Below are 15,762 nucleotides of genomic sequence, written 5' to 3'. Positions count from 1 at the left end.
TGTATCGCTTCTTGGCGCTTTACTCGCTATAAGCGCAGTGTTTGCTGGGTTTGTTTGGCACGCATGGAAAACAAACAGACACATACTAGTCACAGTAATGTTGATTTTGTGTATCGTATTGTGGCTATACTTTGCCGCAATCGGCCTCGACCCAACAATAACAGCCAGCCTCGACTGGCCCGTGCGGTGACCGTCATGCCTGACACCCTGTTGCTTGATAACTCCCACGCCGGCATCTGCCTGGTGACGCTGCACCGCCCCGAGGTGCTCAATGCCCTCAACACCCGCCTGCTCGGCGAGCTGGCAGCCGAACTCGAGCGCCTGGAGTGTGACGACAGCTGCCGCGCCGTGGTGCTCACCGGCAGCCGCAAGGCGTTTGCCGCCGGCGCCGACATCAACGAGATGGCCGAGCGCGATGCGGTGGGCATCCTCAACGACCCGCGTGTTGCCTGTTGGCAGCAGATCAGCCGCTTCAGCAAGCCCCTGGTGGCGGCCGTCAACGGCTTTGCCCTGGGCGGTGGCTGCGAGCTGGCGATGCACGCCGACATCATCGTGGCGGGCGTGGATGCGCGTTTCGGCCAGCCGGAAATCAACCTGGGCATCATGCCTGGCGCCGGCGGTACCCAGCGTCTGCTGCGCGCGGTGGGCAAGTCCATGGCCATGCAGATGGTGCTCACCGGCGAGCCCATCGATGCGCGCACCGCGCAACAGGCCGGCCTGGTCAGCGAAATCACCCAACCCGAATTCACCGTCGAGCGCGCCGTGCAGATCGCCCAGGCCATCGCGCGCAAGGCCCCGCTGGCCGTGCGCCTGGCCAAGGAATCGCTGCTCAAGGCCATGGACACCGACCTTGCCAGCGGCCTGCGTTTCGAGCGCCACACCTTCACCGTGCTGGCCGCCACCGATGACCGGCGCGAGGGCATCAGTGCCTTTCGCGAAAAACGCGCCCCGGTGTTCACCGGCCGCTGAGTGCGCCGGCCCCTTTTACTTCAACCTTGCGAGCGGTACTGGTCATGACCTTCGAGCACATTCTTTTCGACATAGACGACGGCGTGGCCTTTCTGCGCCTGAACCGTCCCGAGCAACTCAACAGCTTCAACGCGCAGATGCACGCCGAAGTGAAGGAGGCGCTCAAGCAGGTACGCGCCAATGCCCAGGTGCGTGTGCTGCTGCTTACCGGTGAAGGGCGCGGCTTCTGTGCCGGGCAGGACCTGTCCGACCGCAACGTCGCGCCCGGTGCGCAGATGCCCGACCTGGGCGAGTCCATCGAAAAATTCTACAACCCGCTGATTCGCGCCCTGCGCGATTTACCGCTGCCGGTGATCTGCGCGGTCAACGGCGTGGCCGCCGGCGCCGGGGCGAACATCCCGCTGGCCTGCGACCTGGTGCTGGCGGCGCGGTCGGCCAGCTTCATCCAGGCGTTCTGCAAACTCGGCCTGGTGCCCGACTCGGGCGGTACCTGGTTCCTGCCGCGGCTGGTCGGCGTGGCGCGGGCCAAGGCCCTGGCGCTGCTGGGCAACAAGCTGTCGGCCGAGCAGGCCGAGCAGTGGGGGCTGATCTACCGCTGCGTCGACGACGAGGCCCTGCGCGACGAGGCCCTGGGCCTGGCGCGACAGCTGGCGACACAGCCCACCTCGGGCCTGGCACTGATCAAGCGCGGGCTCAATGCCAGCCTGGACAACAGCCTTGACCAGCAACTGGACCTGGAGCGCGACCTGCAACGCCTGGCCGGGCGCAGCGAGGACTACCGCGAGGGCGTGGCCGCCTTCATGGCCAAGCGCGCCCCCGTGTTCAAGGGGTGCTGAGCATGAGCGCACTGGACACAAGCGTTGTGGTGGCGGTGATCGGTGCCGGGGCCATGGGCGCCGGCATTGCCCAGGTGGCGGCGCAGGCCGGGCATCCGGTGCTGCTGCACGACAGCCGCCCGGGGGCGGCGAGCGCGGCCATCGAGGGGCTGGGTGTGCAACTGGGCAAGCGGGTGGAGAAGGGCAAGCTCGACCCCGCGCAGCGCGAGGCCACCCTGGCGCGCCTGCACGCGGTGCAGGCGCTCGACGAGCTGGCGGACGCTGGGCTGGTGATCGAGGCCATCGTCGAGAACCTCGACGCCAAGCGCGAGCTGTTCGCTCGCCTGGAAGCAATCTGCACGGCCGACTGCGTGCTGGCCAGCAACACCTCGTCGCTGTCGATCACCCGCATCGCGGCCGGCCTGGCGCGGCCCGAGCGGGTCGTGGGTGTGCACTTCTTCAACCCCGCGCCGGTCATGGCGCTGGTCGAGATCGTCTCGGGGCTGGCCACGGCGCCGCAGGTAGCGGCCAGCTTGTATGCAACGGCCAGGGCCTGGGGCAAGGCGCCGGTGCATGCCAGCTCCAGCCCGGGCTTCATCGTCAACCGCGTGGCGCGTCCGTTCTATGCCGAAAGCCTGCGCCTGTTGCAGGAGGGGGCGGCCGAGTGCGCCACGCTGGATGCGCTGATGCGCGAGGCCGGCGGCTTTCGCATGGGTGCGTTCGAGCTGACCGACCTGATCGGGCATGACGTCAACTACGCGGTCACCTGTTCGGTGTTCGATGCCTATTACGGCGACATGCGCTTCCAGCCGTCGCTGATCCAGGCGGCGCTGGTGGATGCCGGCCGGCTGGGACGCAAGAGCGGGCAGGGGTTCTATGACTATGGGCCCTCGGCCGCGCGCCCGGTGGTCAGCGAGCTGCGCAGTGGTTTGCGCATCGAGGCCTGTGAAGTCGAAGGCGACCTGGGCATTGCGCAGGGCTTGCTGGCGCGTATCGAGGCGCACGGCATCAAGGTGTCGCGGGCCCCGTCGCGGGTCGAGCCCGCGCCCACCGGTCGTTGTGGGAGCGGGCTTGACCCGCGATGCGGGCACGCAGTCATACGCGTGGGCGACGCCGTGCTGGCCCTGACCGACGGTCGCCTAGCCAGCCAGCGTGCCCGCGACGAAGGCTTGCACAACCTCGTGCTGTTCGACCTGGCGCTGGACTACGCCACCGCTGGGCGCATCGGCATCAGCTGGTCCGCCGACACCACCCCCGCTGCCCGCGACCAGGCTGTGGCCTTGCTGCAGGCCGCGGGCCTGGTGGTCAGCCCGCTGGCCGACGTGCCGGGGCTGCTGGTGATGCGCACCGTGGCCATGCTTGCCAACGAAGCCGCCGACGCGGTGCTGCAGGGCGTGGCCACGGCGGCGGATGTCGACCTGGCCATGCGCAAGGGCGTGAACTACCCCCAAGGCCCGCTGGCCTGGGCCGACGCCATCGGCCCGACGCAGGTGCTGGCGGTACTCGACAATCTGCAGGCCGCCTACGGCGAAAGCCGCTACCGGCCATCACTGCTGCTGCGGCGCACGGTCGCCGAGGGGAGGGCATTGCATGACTGACCTGAACGCCACCGAGCTTGCCAGCCAATGTGCCCAGGCCATGCTCGCCCGTGACCGCGCCAGCCTCGCGCTGGGCATGCAACTGCTGAGCGTCGCGCCGGGCAGGGCGCGCCTGAGCATGCCGGTGCGCGCCGACATGATCCAGGGCCATGGCACCTGCCATGGCGGCTACATCTTCACCCTGGCCGACTCGGCGTTTGCCGTGGCCTGCAACACCTACAACCAGGTCACCATCGGCCTGGGCTGCAGCATCGACTACATCGCCCCGGCACTGATGGGCGACACGCTCAATGCAAGTTGCGTCGAGCAGAGCCGTGGTGGACGCACCGGCAACTACGACGTGCGTGTGGAAAACCAGAACGGGCAGCTGATCGCGCTGTTCCATGGCAAATCTTACAAGGTGCAAGGCACAGTGCTTGCCCAGGAGACCGCAGATGAATGACGCCCTTATCATCGACGCCGTGCGCACCCCCATCGGGCGCTATGCCGGCGCGCTGAGCACGGTACGTGCCGACGACCTGGGCGCGGTGCCGCTGCGTGCGCTGATGGCGCGCCACCCGCAGGTGGACTGGTCACAGGTGGACGACGTGCTGTTCGGCTGCGCCAACCAGGCCGGCGAAGACAATCGCAACGTGGCGCGCATGTCGGCGCTGCTGGCCGGCCTGCCGATAGAAGTGCCGGGCACCACGGTCAACCGCCTGTGCGGCTCGGGCATGGACGCCATCGGCCTGGGCGCACGCTCGATCCGCAGTGGCGAAGCCGGCCTGCTGCTGGTGGGCGGGGTGGAGTCGATGTCGCGCGCACCGCTGGTGATGGGCAAGGCCGAACAGGCCTTCTCGCGCCAGGCGCAACTGTACGACACCACCATTGGCTGGCGCTTCGTCAACGCCGCGATGGAAAAGGCGTATGGTATCGACTCGATGCCGGAGACTGCCGAAAACGTCGCCGCACAGTTCGGCATTTCCCGTGCCGACCAGGACGCCTTCGCCCTGCGCAGCCAGCAACGTGCGGCGGCTGCCCAGGCCAGCGGGCGCCTGGCGCAGGAGATCGTGCCGGTGTCGATTGCCCAGCGCAAAGGCGAGCCCAGGCGCGTCGAGCACGACGAACACCCGCGTGGCGACACCACGCTGCAGATGCTGCAACGCCTGGGTACGCCGTTTCGCGAGGGCGGCAGTGTCACGGCGGGCAATGCCTCGGGGGTCAACGACGGTGCCTGTGCGCTGCTGCTGGCAAGCCCGGCGCAGGCTGCGCGCTTCGGGCTCAAGGCCCGTGGGCGGGTGGTGGCGATGGCCACGGCCGGCGTCGAGCCGCGCATCATGGGCATCGGCCCGGTGCCGGCCACGCGCAAGGTACTGGAACTGGCCAACCTGAACCTGGCCGACATGGATGTCATCGAGCTGAACGAAGCCTTCGCCGCGCAGGGCCTGGCGGTGCTGCGCGAGCTCGGGCTGGCTGACGACGACCCGCGGGTCAACCCCAATGGCGGCGCCATCGCCCTGGGGCATCCGCTGGGCATGAGCGGCGCTCGCCTGGTGACCACCGCACTGGTGGAACTGGAGCAGCGCGGCGGGCGGTACGCGCTGTGCACGATGTGCATCGGCGTGGGGCAGGGTATCGCGATGATCATCGAGCGAACCTGAGCCGGCAATACAGCGGGAGCCGTGCAGCTCCCACACTCGGGCCCGTCAGGGGCTGAACCATAAAAAGAATCAGAGTGAACACATGAACATGGCCGCCTTGAACACTGCTGTACTCGACCCGCTGGAGACCGCCAGCATCGACGAACTGCGCCAGCACCAGCTTGACCGCCTGCGCTGGAGCCTGTCCCACGCCTACCAGAACGTGCCGCTGTACCGCCAGCGCTTCGACCAGTTGGGGGTGCACCCCGACGAGGTGCGTTCGCTGGACGACCTGGCCCGATTCCCGTTCACCACCAAGACCGACCTGCGCGACAACTACCCCTACGGCATGTTCGCCGTGCCCATGCATGACGTGGTGCGGGTGCACGCCTCCAGCGGCACCACCGGCAAGCCGACGGTGGTGGGCTACACGCAGAACGATATCGACACCTGGGCCAACGTGGTGGCGCGCTCGATCCGCGCCGCGGGCGGGCGCAAGGGCGACAAGGTGCATGTGTCGTACGGCTACGGGCTGTTCACCGGCGGGCTGGGCGCGCATTACGGCGCCGAACGCCTGGGCTGCACGGTGATCCCGATGTCGGGCGGGCAGACCGAGAAGCAGGTGCAGCTGATCAACGACTTTCAGCCGGACATCATCATGGTCACGCCCTCGTACATGCTCAACCTGGCCGACGAGATCGAGCGTCAGGGGCTGGACCCGCACAAGCTGGCGCTGCGCCTGGGGATCTTCGGTGCCGAGCCGTGGACCGACGAGCTGCGCCGCTCCATCGAGCAGCGCATGGGCATCACCGCGCTGGATATCTACGGGCTGTCGGAAATCATGGGCCCGGGCGTGGCCATGGAGTGCGCCGAGACCAAGGACGGGCCGACCCTCTGGGAAGACCACTTCTACCCCGAAATCATCGACCCGGTGACCGGTGCGGTGCTGCCCGACGGGCAGATGGGCGAGCTGGTGTTCACCTCGCTGAGCAAGGAGGCGCTGCCGATGATCCGCTACCGCACCCGCGACCTGACGCGACTGTTGCCCGGCACCGCGCGGCCAATGCGGCGCATCGACAAGATCACCGGGCGCAGCGACGACATGCTGATCGTGCGTGGGGTCAACGTGTTCCCGACCCAGGTCGAGGAACAGGTTCTGAAAATAAAACAGTTTTCAGAGTGCTATGAGATTTATCTGTATCGTGATGGAAATCTCGACACGGTGGATGTGCACGTGGAACTGCGTGCCGAATGCCAGCACTACGACGAGGCGCAGCGCAGGCTGCTGACTGCCGAGCTGGGCAAGCAGATCAAGACCTACATCGGCATCAGCACGCGCATTGTGCTGCAGCCGTTGGGCACGCTGAAACGTTCGGAAGGCAAGGCCTGTCATGTGTACGACAAGCGTCTGGCCAGCTGATAGCTGATGGCTGCCGAAGCCCCGACCTGGTCGGGGCTTTTTTTTGTTCTTGGGTAAAGCGTGTTCCTGTGGGAGCGGGCTTGACCCGCGATGGAGCGCGTAGCGGTCCGCTTTCAGAGCAAAGCGATACAAAAAAACATTAGATACACTAAAAAGCTGTTTGATATTGAATTGTGTATCGCTTATAAATACTCCCATGCCCAACCAGCCTTGAGGCGGGAGCCCGAACATGTACGCACAGCTTGTCGAAACCGGCGTCAAACGCATCAAGTCCCTGGACGAGATGTCGCCCCAGGAACGTGCCTTCCAGGAAAAGATCGACGCCGAAATCAAGATCGAAGCCAAGAACTGGATGCCCGACGCCTACCGTCAGACCCTCATCCGCCAGATTTCCCAGCACGCCCACTCCGAGATCGTCGGCATGCTGCCCGAGGGCAACTGGGTCACCCGTGCCCCGACCCTCAAGCGCAAGCTGCAGCTGATGGCCAAGATCCAGGACGAAGCCGGCCACGGCCTGTACCTGTACAGCGCCATGGAAACCCTGGGCGCCGATCGCGACGAAGAGATCGCCAAGCTGCACAGCGGCAAGGCCAAGTACTCCAGCATCTTCAACTACCCGACCCTCAACTGGGCCGACATGGGCGCGGTGGGCTGGCTGGTGGATGGCGCCGCCATCGTCAACCAGGTGGTGCTGCAGCGCACCTCCTACGGCCCCTACGCACGGGCCATGGTGCGCATCTGCAAGGAAGAGAGCTTTCACCAGCGCCAGGGCTACGAGATTCTGCTGACCATGATGCGCCACGGCACCCAGGCCCAGAAGGACATGGTGCAGGACGCGATCAACCGCCTGTGGTGGCCGGCGCTGATGATGTTCGGCCCCAGCGACGACAACTCGCCCAACAGCGCGCAGTCGATGGCCTGGAAGATCAAGCGCCAGAGCAACGACGAACTGCGCCAGCGCTTCGTCGACCAGACCATCCCGCAGCTCGAACTGCTGGGCTGCACCGCCCCCGACCCCGACCTGAAGTGGAACGCCGAGCGCGGCCACTACGATTTCGGCGCCATCCAGTGGCAGGAATTCTTCGACGTGCTCAAGGGCAACGGCCCGTGCAACCAGGAACGCCTGGCCACCCGGCGCAATGCCATCGAAAGCGGCGCCTGGGTGCGTGAAGCCGCCGTCGCCTACGCCCGCAAACAACAGAACAAGAACGCCGCCTGAACCGGCGACTGATGGGAGATACACGATGTCTGTCTGGACCCTCTACGAAGTGTTCGTGCGCAGCAAGCACGGCCTGAACCACAAGCATGTGGGCAGTGTGCATGCCGCCGACGACGCCATGGCCATCGAGAACGCCCGCGAGCTGTACACCCGCCGCAGCGAAGGCGTAAGCCTGTGGGTGGTGCCCTCGGCGCTGATCGTGGCCTCCTCGCCGGACGAGAAGGACCCGCTGTTCGACCCGGCCGACGACAAGGTCTACCGGCACGCCAGCTTCTACGAGCTGCCCGACGAAGTCGGACACATGTGAGGTCGACCATGAACAGCACCCAAGACGATCTGATCCATTACCTGCTGCTGCTGGGCGACAGCGCCCTGATCCAGGGCCAGCGCCTGTGCGAGTGGTGCGGCAAGGCGCCGGCCATCGAGGAAGAGCTGGCGCTGATGAACGTCGGCCTGGACCTGGTGGGCCAGGCGCGCAACTGGCTGGACTACGCCGCCGAGCTGCTGGCCGACGGCCGCGATGCCGACGACCTGGCGTTTCGCCGCGACGAGCGCGCCTACCGCAACCTGCTGCTGGTGGAGCAGCCCAACGGCGATTTCGCCGTGACCATGGCCAAGCAGTTCCTGTTCGACGCCTGGCACCTGCAGGTGCTCAAGGGCCTGTGCGACTCCACCGACCTGCGCATCGCCGGCATCGCCGCCAAGGCGCTCAAGGAGGTTACCTACCACCTGCGTCGCTCCAGTGAATGGGTGCAGCGCCTGGGTGGCGGCACCGACGAAAGTCGCCGGCGCATGCTCGCGGCCATCACGCAGGTGTGGCGCTTCACCGTGGAGTTGGCCAGCGGCAGCGAGGCTGAAACCCGCCTGGCCGCAGCGGGCATCGGCGCCGACCCGGCGCAGGTCGGCGCGGCATGGCTGCACCAGGTCGAGGCCACCTTCGCCTCGGTCGAACTGCCGCTGCCGCCTGCGGCCAGCCACTTCTACCTCAGCGGGCGTACCGGCATGCACACCGAGCACCTGGGCATCCTGCTGGCCGAAATGCAGTTTTTGCCACGGGCCTACCCCGATGCAACCTGGTGAGCTGATCGCCAGCGACCACGGTGCGCGGGCACTGCGGGCCGATGACCTGAGCCACGCCTGGACGGTGCTGGAGCAGGTGATGGACCCGGAAGTGCCGGTGGTCAGCGTGGTCGACCTCGGGATAGTGCGCGACCTGCACTGGCAGGCCGGCCACCTGCACCTTGTGGTCACGCCGACCTATTCGGGCTGCCCGGCCACCGAGGTGATCGAGGGCGATATTCGCCAGGCGCTGGAGCAGGCAGGGTTCGCCGCGCCGTGCCTGGAGCGGCGCCTGACGCCGGCCTGGAGCACCGACTGGATCACCGAGCAGGGGCGCGAGCGCCTGCGTGCCTATGGCATCGCGCCGCCCGTGGGCAGTGCCAGCAAGCGCAGCCTGCTGGGCGAAAGCCCGCAGGTGCTGTGCCCGGTGTGCGCCAGCAGCCACACCGAGCTGCTCAGCCAGTTCGGCTCCACGGCCTGCAAGGCCCTGTACCGGTGCCGCGAGTGCCTGGAACCTTTCGACTATTTCAAATGCATCTGAGCGCGCTGGCGCCGTGCAGCGGGAGAACAGCATGAGTCAATTTCACAGCCTGACCATCAAGGATGTGCGCGCCGAGACCCGCGATGCGGTGTCGATTGCCTTCGAGGTGCCGGCGCACCTGCAGGACGATTTCCGTTTCACCCAGGGCCAGTACCTGGTGATGCGCACGCAACTGGACGACGAGGAAGTGCGCCGTTCGTACTCGATCTGCAGCGGCGTGGAAGACGGCGAGCTGCGCGTGGCGATCAAGCGCGTGGCCGGCGGGCGCTTCTCGGCGTTTGCCAACGAGGTGCTCAAGGTCGGCCACCGCCTCGAAGTGATGCCGCCTTCGGGCAGCTTCCATGTGCCACTGGACCCGACCCGTCGCGGCAACTACCTGGCGGTGGCGGCGGGCAGCGGCATCACGCCGATCCTGTCGATCATCAAGACCACCCTGGAGCGCGAACCCGACAGTCGCTTCACCTTGCTCTACGGCAACCGCTCAAGCTCCGGCGCGCTGTTTCGCGACAAGCTCGAAGACCTGAAGAACCGCTACCTGCAACGCCTGAACCTGATCTTCGTGTTCAGCCGCGAGCAGCAGGACGTGGACCTGTACAACGGGCGCATCGACGCCGACAAGTGCGGTCAGCTGTTCTCGCGCTGGCTCGACCCCAGGGCGCTGGACGCCGCCTTCATCTGCGGCCCGCAGGCGATGACCGAGACCGTGCGCGACAGCCTCAAGGCCAATGGCATGGCGGGGGAGAAGATCCATTTCGAGCTGTTTGCAGCGGCGGGCGACGAACGCAAGCGTGAAGCCCGCGAGGCGGCGCGCCAGCTGGACGCCGCCGTCAGCCAGATCACCGTGATCAGCGACGGTCGGGCGCTGGCCTTCGACCTGCCGCGCAACACCGTCAGCGTGCTGGATGCCGGCAATGCCATCGGCGCCGAGCTGCCGTACTCGTGCAAGGCCGGGGTGTGCTCGACCTGCAAGTGCAAGGTCATCGAAGGGGAGGTGGAGATGGACAGCAACCACGCCCTGGAGGACTACGAAGTGGCGGCGGGGTATGTGCTGTCGTGCCAGACGTACCCGGTCAGCGACAGGGTGGTGCTGGACTTCGATCAGGTCTGATACCGCGTCGACTCAATCGCGGGTCAAGCCCGCTCCCACAGGTACAGCACCGGTCTTGAGGAGAGTGCAGACCCTGTGGGAGCGGGCTTGACCCGCGATGAGGCCCGCCCGAACACCGCAACACCTGTGTGCCCTGAAAACTAAAACAACAACACCAAGAGAGCGCCCCAATGACCCCCGAAGACATCGACAGCATCTGCAAGCACCCCGACTTCAAGCAACTGGTACGGCGCAAGCAGCGCCTGAACTGGTCGCTGACCCTGGCCATGCTGGTCATCTACTACGGCTTCGTGCTGCTGGTGGCGTTCTCCCCCAGCACCCTGGGGCAATCGCTCAGCGGCGGCGTGACCACCGTCGGCATGCTGGTCGGCGTGCTGGTGGTGCTGGTGTCCTTCGGCCTCACCGGGATCTACGTGTACCGCGCCAACAACGTGCTCGACCCGCTCAACGACAAGGTCCGCCAGGAGTGCGCGAAATGAACTGGACAGCCATCAGCATGTTCCTGCTGTTCGTCGTGTTCACCCTGGGCATCACCCGCTGGGCCGCACAGCGCACCCGTTCGGCCAGTGACTTCTACACCGCAGGCGGCGGCCTCACCGGCTTTCAGAACGGCCTGGCCATCGCCGGCGACATGATCAGCGCCGCCTCGTTCCTGGGCATTTCCGCGATGATGTTCCTCAACGGCTATGACGGCCTGCTGTACGCCCTGGGCGTGCTGGCCGGCTGGCCGATCATCCTGTTCCTGATTGCCGAGCGCCTGCGCAACCTGGGCAAGTACACCTTCGCCGACGTGGTGTCGTACCGCCTGGACCAGACCCCGGTACGCCTGACCTCGGCCCTGGGCACCCTGACCGTGGCACTGATGTACCTGGTGGCGCAGATGGTCGGCGCCGGCAAGCTGATCGAGCTGCTGTTCGGCATCAGCTACCTGTATGCGGTGATGCTGGTGGGCGTGCTGATGGTGTTCTACGTGACCTTCGGCGGCATGCTCGCCACCACCTGGGTACAGATCATCAAGGCTGTGCTGCTGCTCTCGGGCACCAGCTTCATGGCGTTCATGGTGCTCAAGCACTTTGGTTTCAGCACCGAGGCGATGTTCAGCGCCGCCACCGAGGTGCACGCCAAGGGCACCGCGATCATGGCCCCGGGCGGGCTGCTGTCCAACCCCATCGACGCGATTTCCCTGGGCCTGGGCATGATGTTCGGCACCGCCGGGCTGCCGCATATCCTGATGCGCTTCTTCACCGTGAGTGACGCCAAGCAAGCGCGCAAGAGCGTGTTCTACGCCACCGGTTTCATCGGCTACTTCTACCTGCTGCTGATCATGGTGGGCTTCGGCGCCATCGTGATGGTCGGCACCGACGCAAGCTACCGCGACGTCAACGGCGCGATCATCGGCGGCGGCAACATGATCGCCGTGCACCTGGCCCAGGCCGTGGGCGGCAACCTGTTCCTGGGCTTCATCTCGGCCGTGGCCTTCGCCACCATCCTGGCGGTGGTGGCCGGGCTGGCGTTGTCCGGCGCCTCGGCGGTGTCCCATGACCTGTACGCCTGCGTGATCCGCAAGGGCCAGGCCACCGAGAAGCAAGAGATGCGCGTGTCGCGAATCGCCACCCTGGCCATCGGCGTGCTGGCGATCATCCTGGGCCTGATGTTCGAGTCGCAGAACATCGCGTTCCTGTCCGGGCTGGTGCTGGCGATTGCCGCCTCGGTGAATTTCCCGGTGCTGTTCCTCTCGATGTACTGGAAGGGCCTGACCACCCGTGGCGCGGTGATCGGCAGCATGAGCGGGCTGGTCTCGGCCATCGTGCTGCTGGTGCTCAGCCCGGCGGTGTGGGTCAACGTGCTGCACAACGAAACGGCGCTGTTCCCCTACAGCAACCCGGCGCTGTTCTCCATGAGCCTGGCGTTCCTGGGCGCCTGGGTGTTCTCGGTCACCGACACCTCGGAGCGGGCAGCGCAGGAACGCGGCCGCTACCTGGCGCAGTTCATCCGCTCGATGACCGGCATCGGTGCCGCAGGCGCAAGCAAACACTAATAAACCAAAACGATTGTCGGGTATAAAAATAATGAACCACATTCGCTTCATGCCGGCTTCGCTGCTGGCCGGCTTTGCCTTGCCCCTGGTCGCCGCGCCGGCCCTGGCCGACTTCATCGACGACAGCCATGCCAAGGTCGAGTTGCGCAACCACTACATCAATCGCGATTTTCGCCAGAGCAACGCGCCGCAATCCAAGGCCGAGGAGTGGGCCCAGGGCTTTACCGTGAAGTTCGAGTCCGGCTTCACCGATGGCCCGATCGGGGTAGGCGTCGACGCCATGGGGCAACTGGGCATCAAGCTCGACTCCAGCCGTGATCGGCGCGGCACCGGGCTGCTGCCGTTCGGGCCCGACAGCCTGGAACCGGCCGACGACTACAGCGAGCTGGGCCTGACCGCCAAGCTGCGCGCCTCAAAGAGCGTGCTGCGCCTGGGTACCTTGCAGCCGATCCTGCCGGTGGTGGTATACAACGACACCCGCCTGCTGGCCGCCAGCTTTCAGGGCGGCCTGCTGACCAGCCAGGAGATCGACGGCCTGACGTTCAACGCCGGGCGGCTGACCAAGGCCAACCTGCGCGATTCCTCCAGCCGCGACGACATCGGCTACGGCGCGGCCAGCAGCGACCGCTTCGATTTTGGTGGCGGCACCTATGCCTTCACCCCGCAACTGAACCTGACCTACTACTACGCCAAGCTCGATCAGATCTACCGTCAGCAGTTCGTCGGCCTGGTGCACACCCAACCGCTGGGCGAGGGCCTGAGCCTGCGCAGCGACCTGCGCTATTTCGACAGCCGTGGCGACGGCGCCGAGCGGGCAGGGCGCATCGACAACCGCAACTTCAACGGCATGTTCACCCTGGCCAGCGGCGCGCACAAGGTCAGTGCCACCTTCCAGCAGATGTCGGGCGACAGCGCCTTCCCGTTCCTCAACGGCGGCGACCCGTACACCGTCAACCTGGTGACCTACAACACCTACACCCGTGCCGGGCTCGACTCCTGGCAACTGCGCTACGACTACGACTTCGTCGCCCTGGGCATTCCGGGCCTGAGTTTCATGACCCGCTACACCGACGGGCGTCATGCCAGGACCGCGACCGTGGACAACGGCCGCGAGCGCGAACGCGACACCGACATCACCTACGTGGTGCAGAGCGGCCCGTTGAAGAACGTCAGCCTGCGCTGGCGCAACGTCACCTTCCGCTCAGGCAACGGCTTGACCAACAGCCTGGACGAGAACCGCCTGATCATCGGCTACACCCTGGCGCTGTGGTAAGCGCGCCCCTTAAAAGAACCGGAGGACACCTCATGTCTGTTGCCCCAACCTTGCAAAGCTTCATCGCCGGCCGCTGGCTCGGCCAGCATGGCGCGCAGCCGCTGCGCAGCGCCCTGGACGGGCACGTATTGGCGTACAGCCATGAAGAGCGGCCCGACTTTGCCGAAGCCATCGAGCATGCGCGCCGTGAGGGCCTGCGCAGCCTGATGGCGATGGACTTCCAGCAGCGTGCCGCGCGGCTCAAGGCCCTGGCGCTGTACCTGGCCGAGCGCAAGGAACAGCTCTACGCACTGTCCCACCACAGCGGCGCAACCCGCGCCGACAGCTGGATCGACATCGAGGGCGGCAACGCCACGCTGTTCGCCTATGCCGGCATCGGCAGCCGCGAACTGCCCTCGGGCAACCTGCTGCACGAAGGCCCGGCCATCCCGCTGGGCAAGCAGGGCACCTTCGCCGGCAGCCACATCCTGGTGCCGCGTGCGGGGCTTGCGGTGCACATCAACGCGTTCAACTTCCCGATCTGGGGCATGCTTGAAAAGTTCGCACCGACCTTTCTGGCCGGCATGCCGTGCATCGTCAAGCCGGCCACCTCCACCAGCTACCTGACCGAGGCGGTGGTGCGCCTGATGGATGAGTCCGGCCTGCTGCCGGCCGGCAGCCTGCAACTGGTGGTGGGCAGCACCGGCGACCTGCTCGACCGCCTGCAAGGCCAGGACGTGGTGACCTTCACCGGTTCTGCCGACACCGCGGCCAAGCTGCGGGTGACCCCGAACCTGATCCGCCACTCGGTGCCGTTCACCGCCGAGGCCGACTCGCTCAACTGCGCGATCCTGGGCCCGGACGTGAAGCCGGACGATGCCGAGTTCGACCTGTACATCAAGGAAGTGGTGCGCGAGATGACCACCAAGGCGGGGCAGAAGTGCACCGCCATCCGCCGCGCCATCGTGCCGGCCAAGCACCTGGACGCCGTGGCCACGCGCCTGCGCGAGCGCCTGAGCAAGGTGGTGGTGGGCGACCCGTCGGTGGAGGGCGTGCGCATGGGCGCGCTGGCTTCCCATGACCAGCAGCGCGATGTGGGCGAGCGGGTGCGCAGTCTGCTGCAGAGCTGCGACCAGCTGTTCGGTGCCAGCGATGGTTTCGAGCCTCGGGGCGAGGGCGTGAGCGAAGGGGCGTTCTTTGCGCCGACCCTGCTGCAGGCACGCGACCCGCACGCCGATGGCGGTGCCCACGACATCGAGGCCTTCGGCCCGGTGAGCACGCTGATGGCCTACGACGATCTGGATGAAGCGCTGGCGCTGGCCGCGCGCGGCAAGGGCAGCCTGGTGGCCAGCCTGGTGACCGCCGACCGCGAGGTGGCAGCCAAGGCCATTCCGGTGGCTGCAGCCTGGCACGGTCGGTTGCTGATCCTCGACAGCGAGGCGGCGGCGGAGTCCACCGGGCACGGTTCGCCCTTGCCGCAGCTCAAGCACGGCGGCCCTGGGCGTGCCGGTGGCGGCGAAGAGCTGGGCGGGCTGCGGGCGGTCAAGCACTACCTGCAGCGTGCGGCAGTGCAGGGTTCGCCGAGCATGCTGATGGCGGTGACCGGCGAGTATGTGCGCGGTGCCCAGGTGTACGAGAGCAAGGTGCACCCGTTCCGTCGTCACTTCGAAGAGCTGCGCATCGGCGAGTCGCTGCTGACCCATCGGCGTACCGTGACCGAAGCGGACCTGGTGAACTTCGGCTGCCTGTCGGGGGATCATTTCTACATGCACTTCGACGACATTGCGGCCAGGCAATCGCAGTTCGGCAAGCGCATTGCGCATGGCTACTTCGTGCTGTCGGCGGCGGCGGGGCTGTTCGTGTCGCCGGGCGAGGGGCCGGTGCTGGCCAACTATGGCCTGGACACCCTGCGTTTCATCAGCCCGGTGGGAATTGGCGACACCATCCAGGCGCGCCTGACCTGCAAGCGCAAGATCGACCAGGGCAAATCCAGCCCGCTGGGCCAGCCGCAAGGGGTGGTGGCGTGGGATGTGGAAGTGACCAACCAGCTGGGTGAGCTGGTGGCCAGCTACGACATCCTGACGCTGGTGCTCAAGCGCCCGGCCTGACCTTGTTCGCCTGTAG

The 15,762-nt window shown here is 66.5% G+C and carries 14 protein-coding genes and 1 pseudogene; all 15 read left to right on the top strand.

From position 1 onward, the window contains the following. Nucleotides 1-195: 195 nt before the first annotated feature. Nucleotides 196-969, top strand: coding sequence for a 2,3-dehydroadipyl-CoA hydratase PaaF (paaF, locus tag NP552_RS03425; RefSeq protein WP_274096433.1), 774 nt, complete (start codon nt 196-198; stop codon nt 967-969). 44 nt (nt 970-1,013) lie between these two features. Continuing rightward, a complete protein-coding gene (gene paaG / locus NP552_RS03420) occupies nt 1,014-1,805 on the top strand; it encodes a 2-(1,2-epoxy-1,2-dihydrophenyl)acetyl-CoA isomerase PaaG (RefSeq protein ID WP_043863010.1) in 792 nt (263 codons plus the stop codon). Nucleotides 1,806-1,807: 2 nt separating this feature from the next. Further along, on the top strand, nt 1,808-3,382 hold the full coding sequence (paaH, locus tag NP552_RS03415; protein WP_274096432.1) for a 3-hydroxyacyl-CoA dehydrogenase PaaH: 1,575 nt from the start codon (nt 1,808-1,810) through the stop codon (nt 3,380-3,382). Further along, entirely contained in the window at nt 3,375-3,824 is a 450-nt protein-coding gene (paaI, locus tag NP552_RS03410) for a hydroxyphenylacetyl-CoA thioesterase PaaI (RefSeq protein WP_043863008.1), read from the top strand. Before paaH ends, paaI begins: the two co-directional genes overlap by 8 nt. Continuing rightward, nucleotides 3,817-5,022, top strand: coding sequence for a 3-oxoadipyl-CoA thiolase (pcaF, locus tag NP552_RS03405; protein ID WP_123752470.1), 1,206 nt, complete (start codon nt 3,817-3,819; stop codon nt 5,020-5,022). The genes paaI and pcaF overlap by 8 nt, the downstream gene beginning before the upstream one ends. 82 nt (nt 5,023-5,104) lie before the next feature. Then, entirely contained in the window at nt 5,105-6,421 is a 1,317-nt protein-coding gene (gene paaK, locus NP552_RS03400) for a phenylacetate--CoA ligase PaaK (RefSeq protein ID WP_054915437.1), read from the top strand. Nucleotides 6,422-6,650: 229 nt separating this feature from the next. After that, nucleotides 6,651-7,640 (top strand): 1,2-phenylacetyl-CoA epoxidase subunit PaaA, encoded by a 990-nt coding sequence (paaA, locus tag NP552_RS03395; protein WP_054915436.1) that lies wholly within the window; start codon nt 6,651-6,653, stop codon nt 7,638-7,640. A 25-nt stretch (nt 7,641-7,665) separates the two neighbouring features. After that, nucleotides 7,666-7,947: a 1,2-phenylacetyl-CoA epoxidase subunit PaaB gene (gene paaB, locus NP552_RS03390; RefSeq protein ID WP_043863004.1), complete on the top strand. Its 282-nt coding sequence runs from the start codon at nt 7,666-7,668 to the stop codon at nt 7,945-7,947. Between the two features lie 8 nt (nt 7,948-7,955). Further along, the gene (gene paaC / locus NP552_RS03385) at nt 7,956-8,720 is read left to right on the top strand and encodes a 1,2-phenylacetyl-CoA epoxidase subunit PaaC (protein ID WP_088515418.1); all 765 of its coding nucleotides are present in this window, start codon (nt 7,956-7,958) and stop codon (nt 8,718-8,720) included. Next, nucleotides 8,707-9,240 carry a 1,2-phenylacetyl-CoA epoxidase subunit PaaD gene (gene paaD, locus NP552_RS03380; protein ID WP_054915435.1) on the top strand — a complete coding sequence of 178 codons (534 nt, stop codon included), beginning with the start codon at nt 8,707-8,709 and terminating at the stop codon, nt 9,238-9,240. The genes paaC and paaD overlap by 14 nt, the downstream gene beginning before the upstream one ends. Nucleotides 9,241-9,271: 31 nt before the next feature. Continuing rightward, nucleotides 9,272-10,348, top strand: a complete 1,077-nt coding sequence (gene paaE / locus NP552_RS03375) for a 1,2-phenylacetyl-CoA epoxidase subunit PaaE (RefSeq protein WP_258659218.1) — start codon at nt 9,272-9,274, stop codon at nt 10,346-10,348. A 170-nt stretch (nt 10,349-10,518) separates the two neighbouring features. Next, complete coding sequence (locus NP552_RS03370) at nt 10,519-10,827, top strand: DUF485 domain-containing protein (protein WP_043863000.1); 309 nt, start codon at nt 10,519-10,521, stop codon at nt 10,825-10,827. After that, nucleotides 10,818-12,386: pseudogene (locus tag NP552_RS03365) on the top strand (cation acetate symporter); the annotation flags it as partial. The gene NP552_RS03370 and the pseudogene NP552_RS03365, both read left to right, overlap by 10 nt. Before the next feature lie 31 nt (nt 12,387-12,417). Continuing rightward, nucleotides 12,418-13,659 (top strand): OprD family porin, encoded by a 1,242-nt coding sequence (locus NP552_RS03360; protein WP_043862998.1) that lies wholly within the window; start codon nt 12,418-12,420, stop codon nt 13,657-13,659. 32 nt (nt 13,660-13,691) lie between these two features. Next, a complete protein-coding gene (paaZ, locus tag NP552_RS03355) occupies nt 13,692-15,746 on the top strand; it encodes a phenylacetic acid degradation bifunctional protein PaaZ (protein ID WP_274096431.1) in 2,055 nt (684 codons plus the stop codon). Nucleotides 15,747-15,762: the final 16 nt, after the last annotated feature.

Source organism: Pseudomonas sp. 8209, from assembly GCF_028682105.1.
GTDB classification, from domain to species: domain Bacteria; phylum Pseudomonadota; class Gammaproteobacteria; order Pseudomonadales; family Pseudomonadaceae; genus Aquipseudomonas; species Aquipseudomonas palmensis.
The sequence above is the reverse complement of the archived record's forward strand: the minus strand, read 5'-3'. Positions and strand labels throughout refer to the sequence as shown.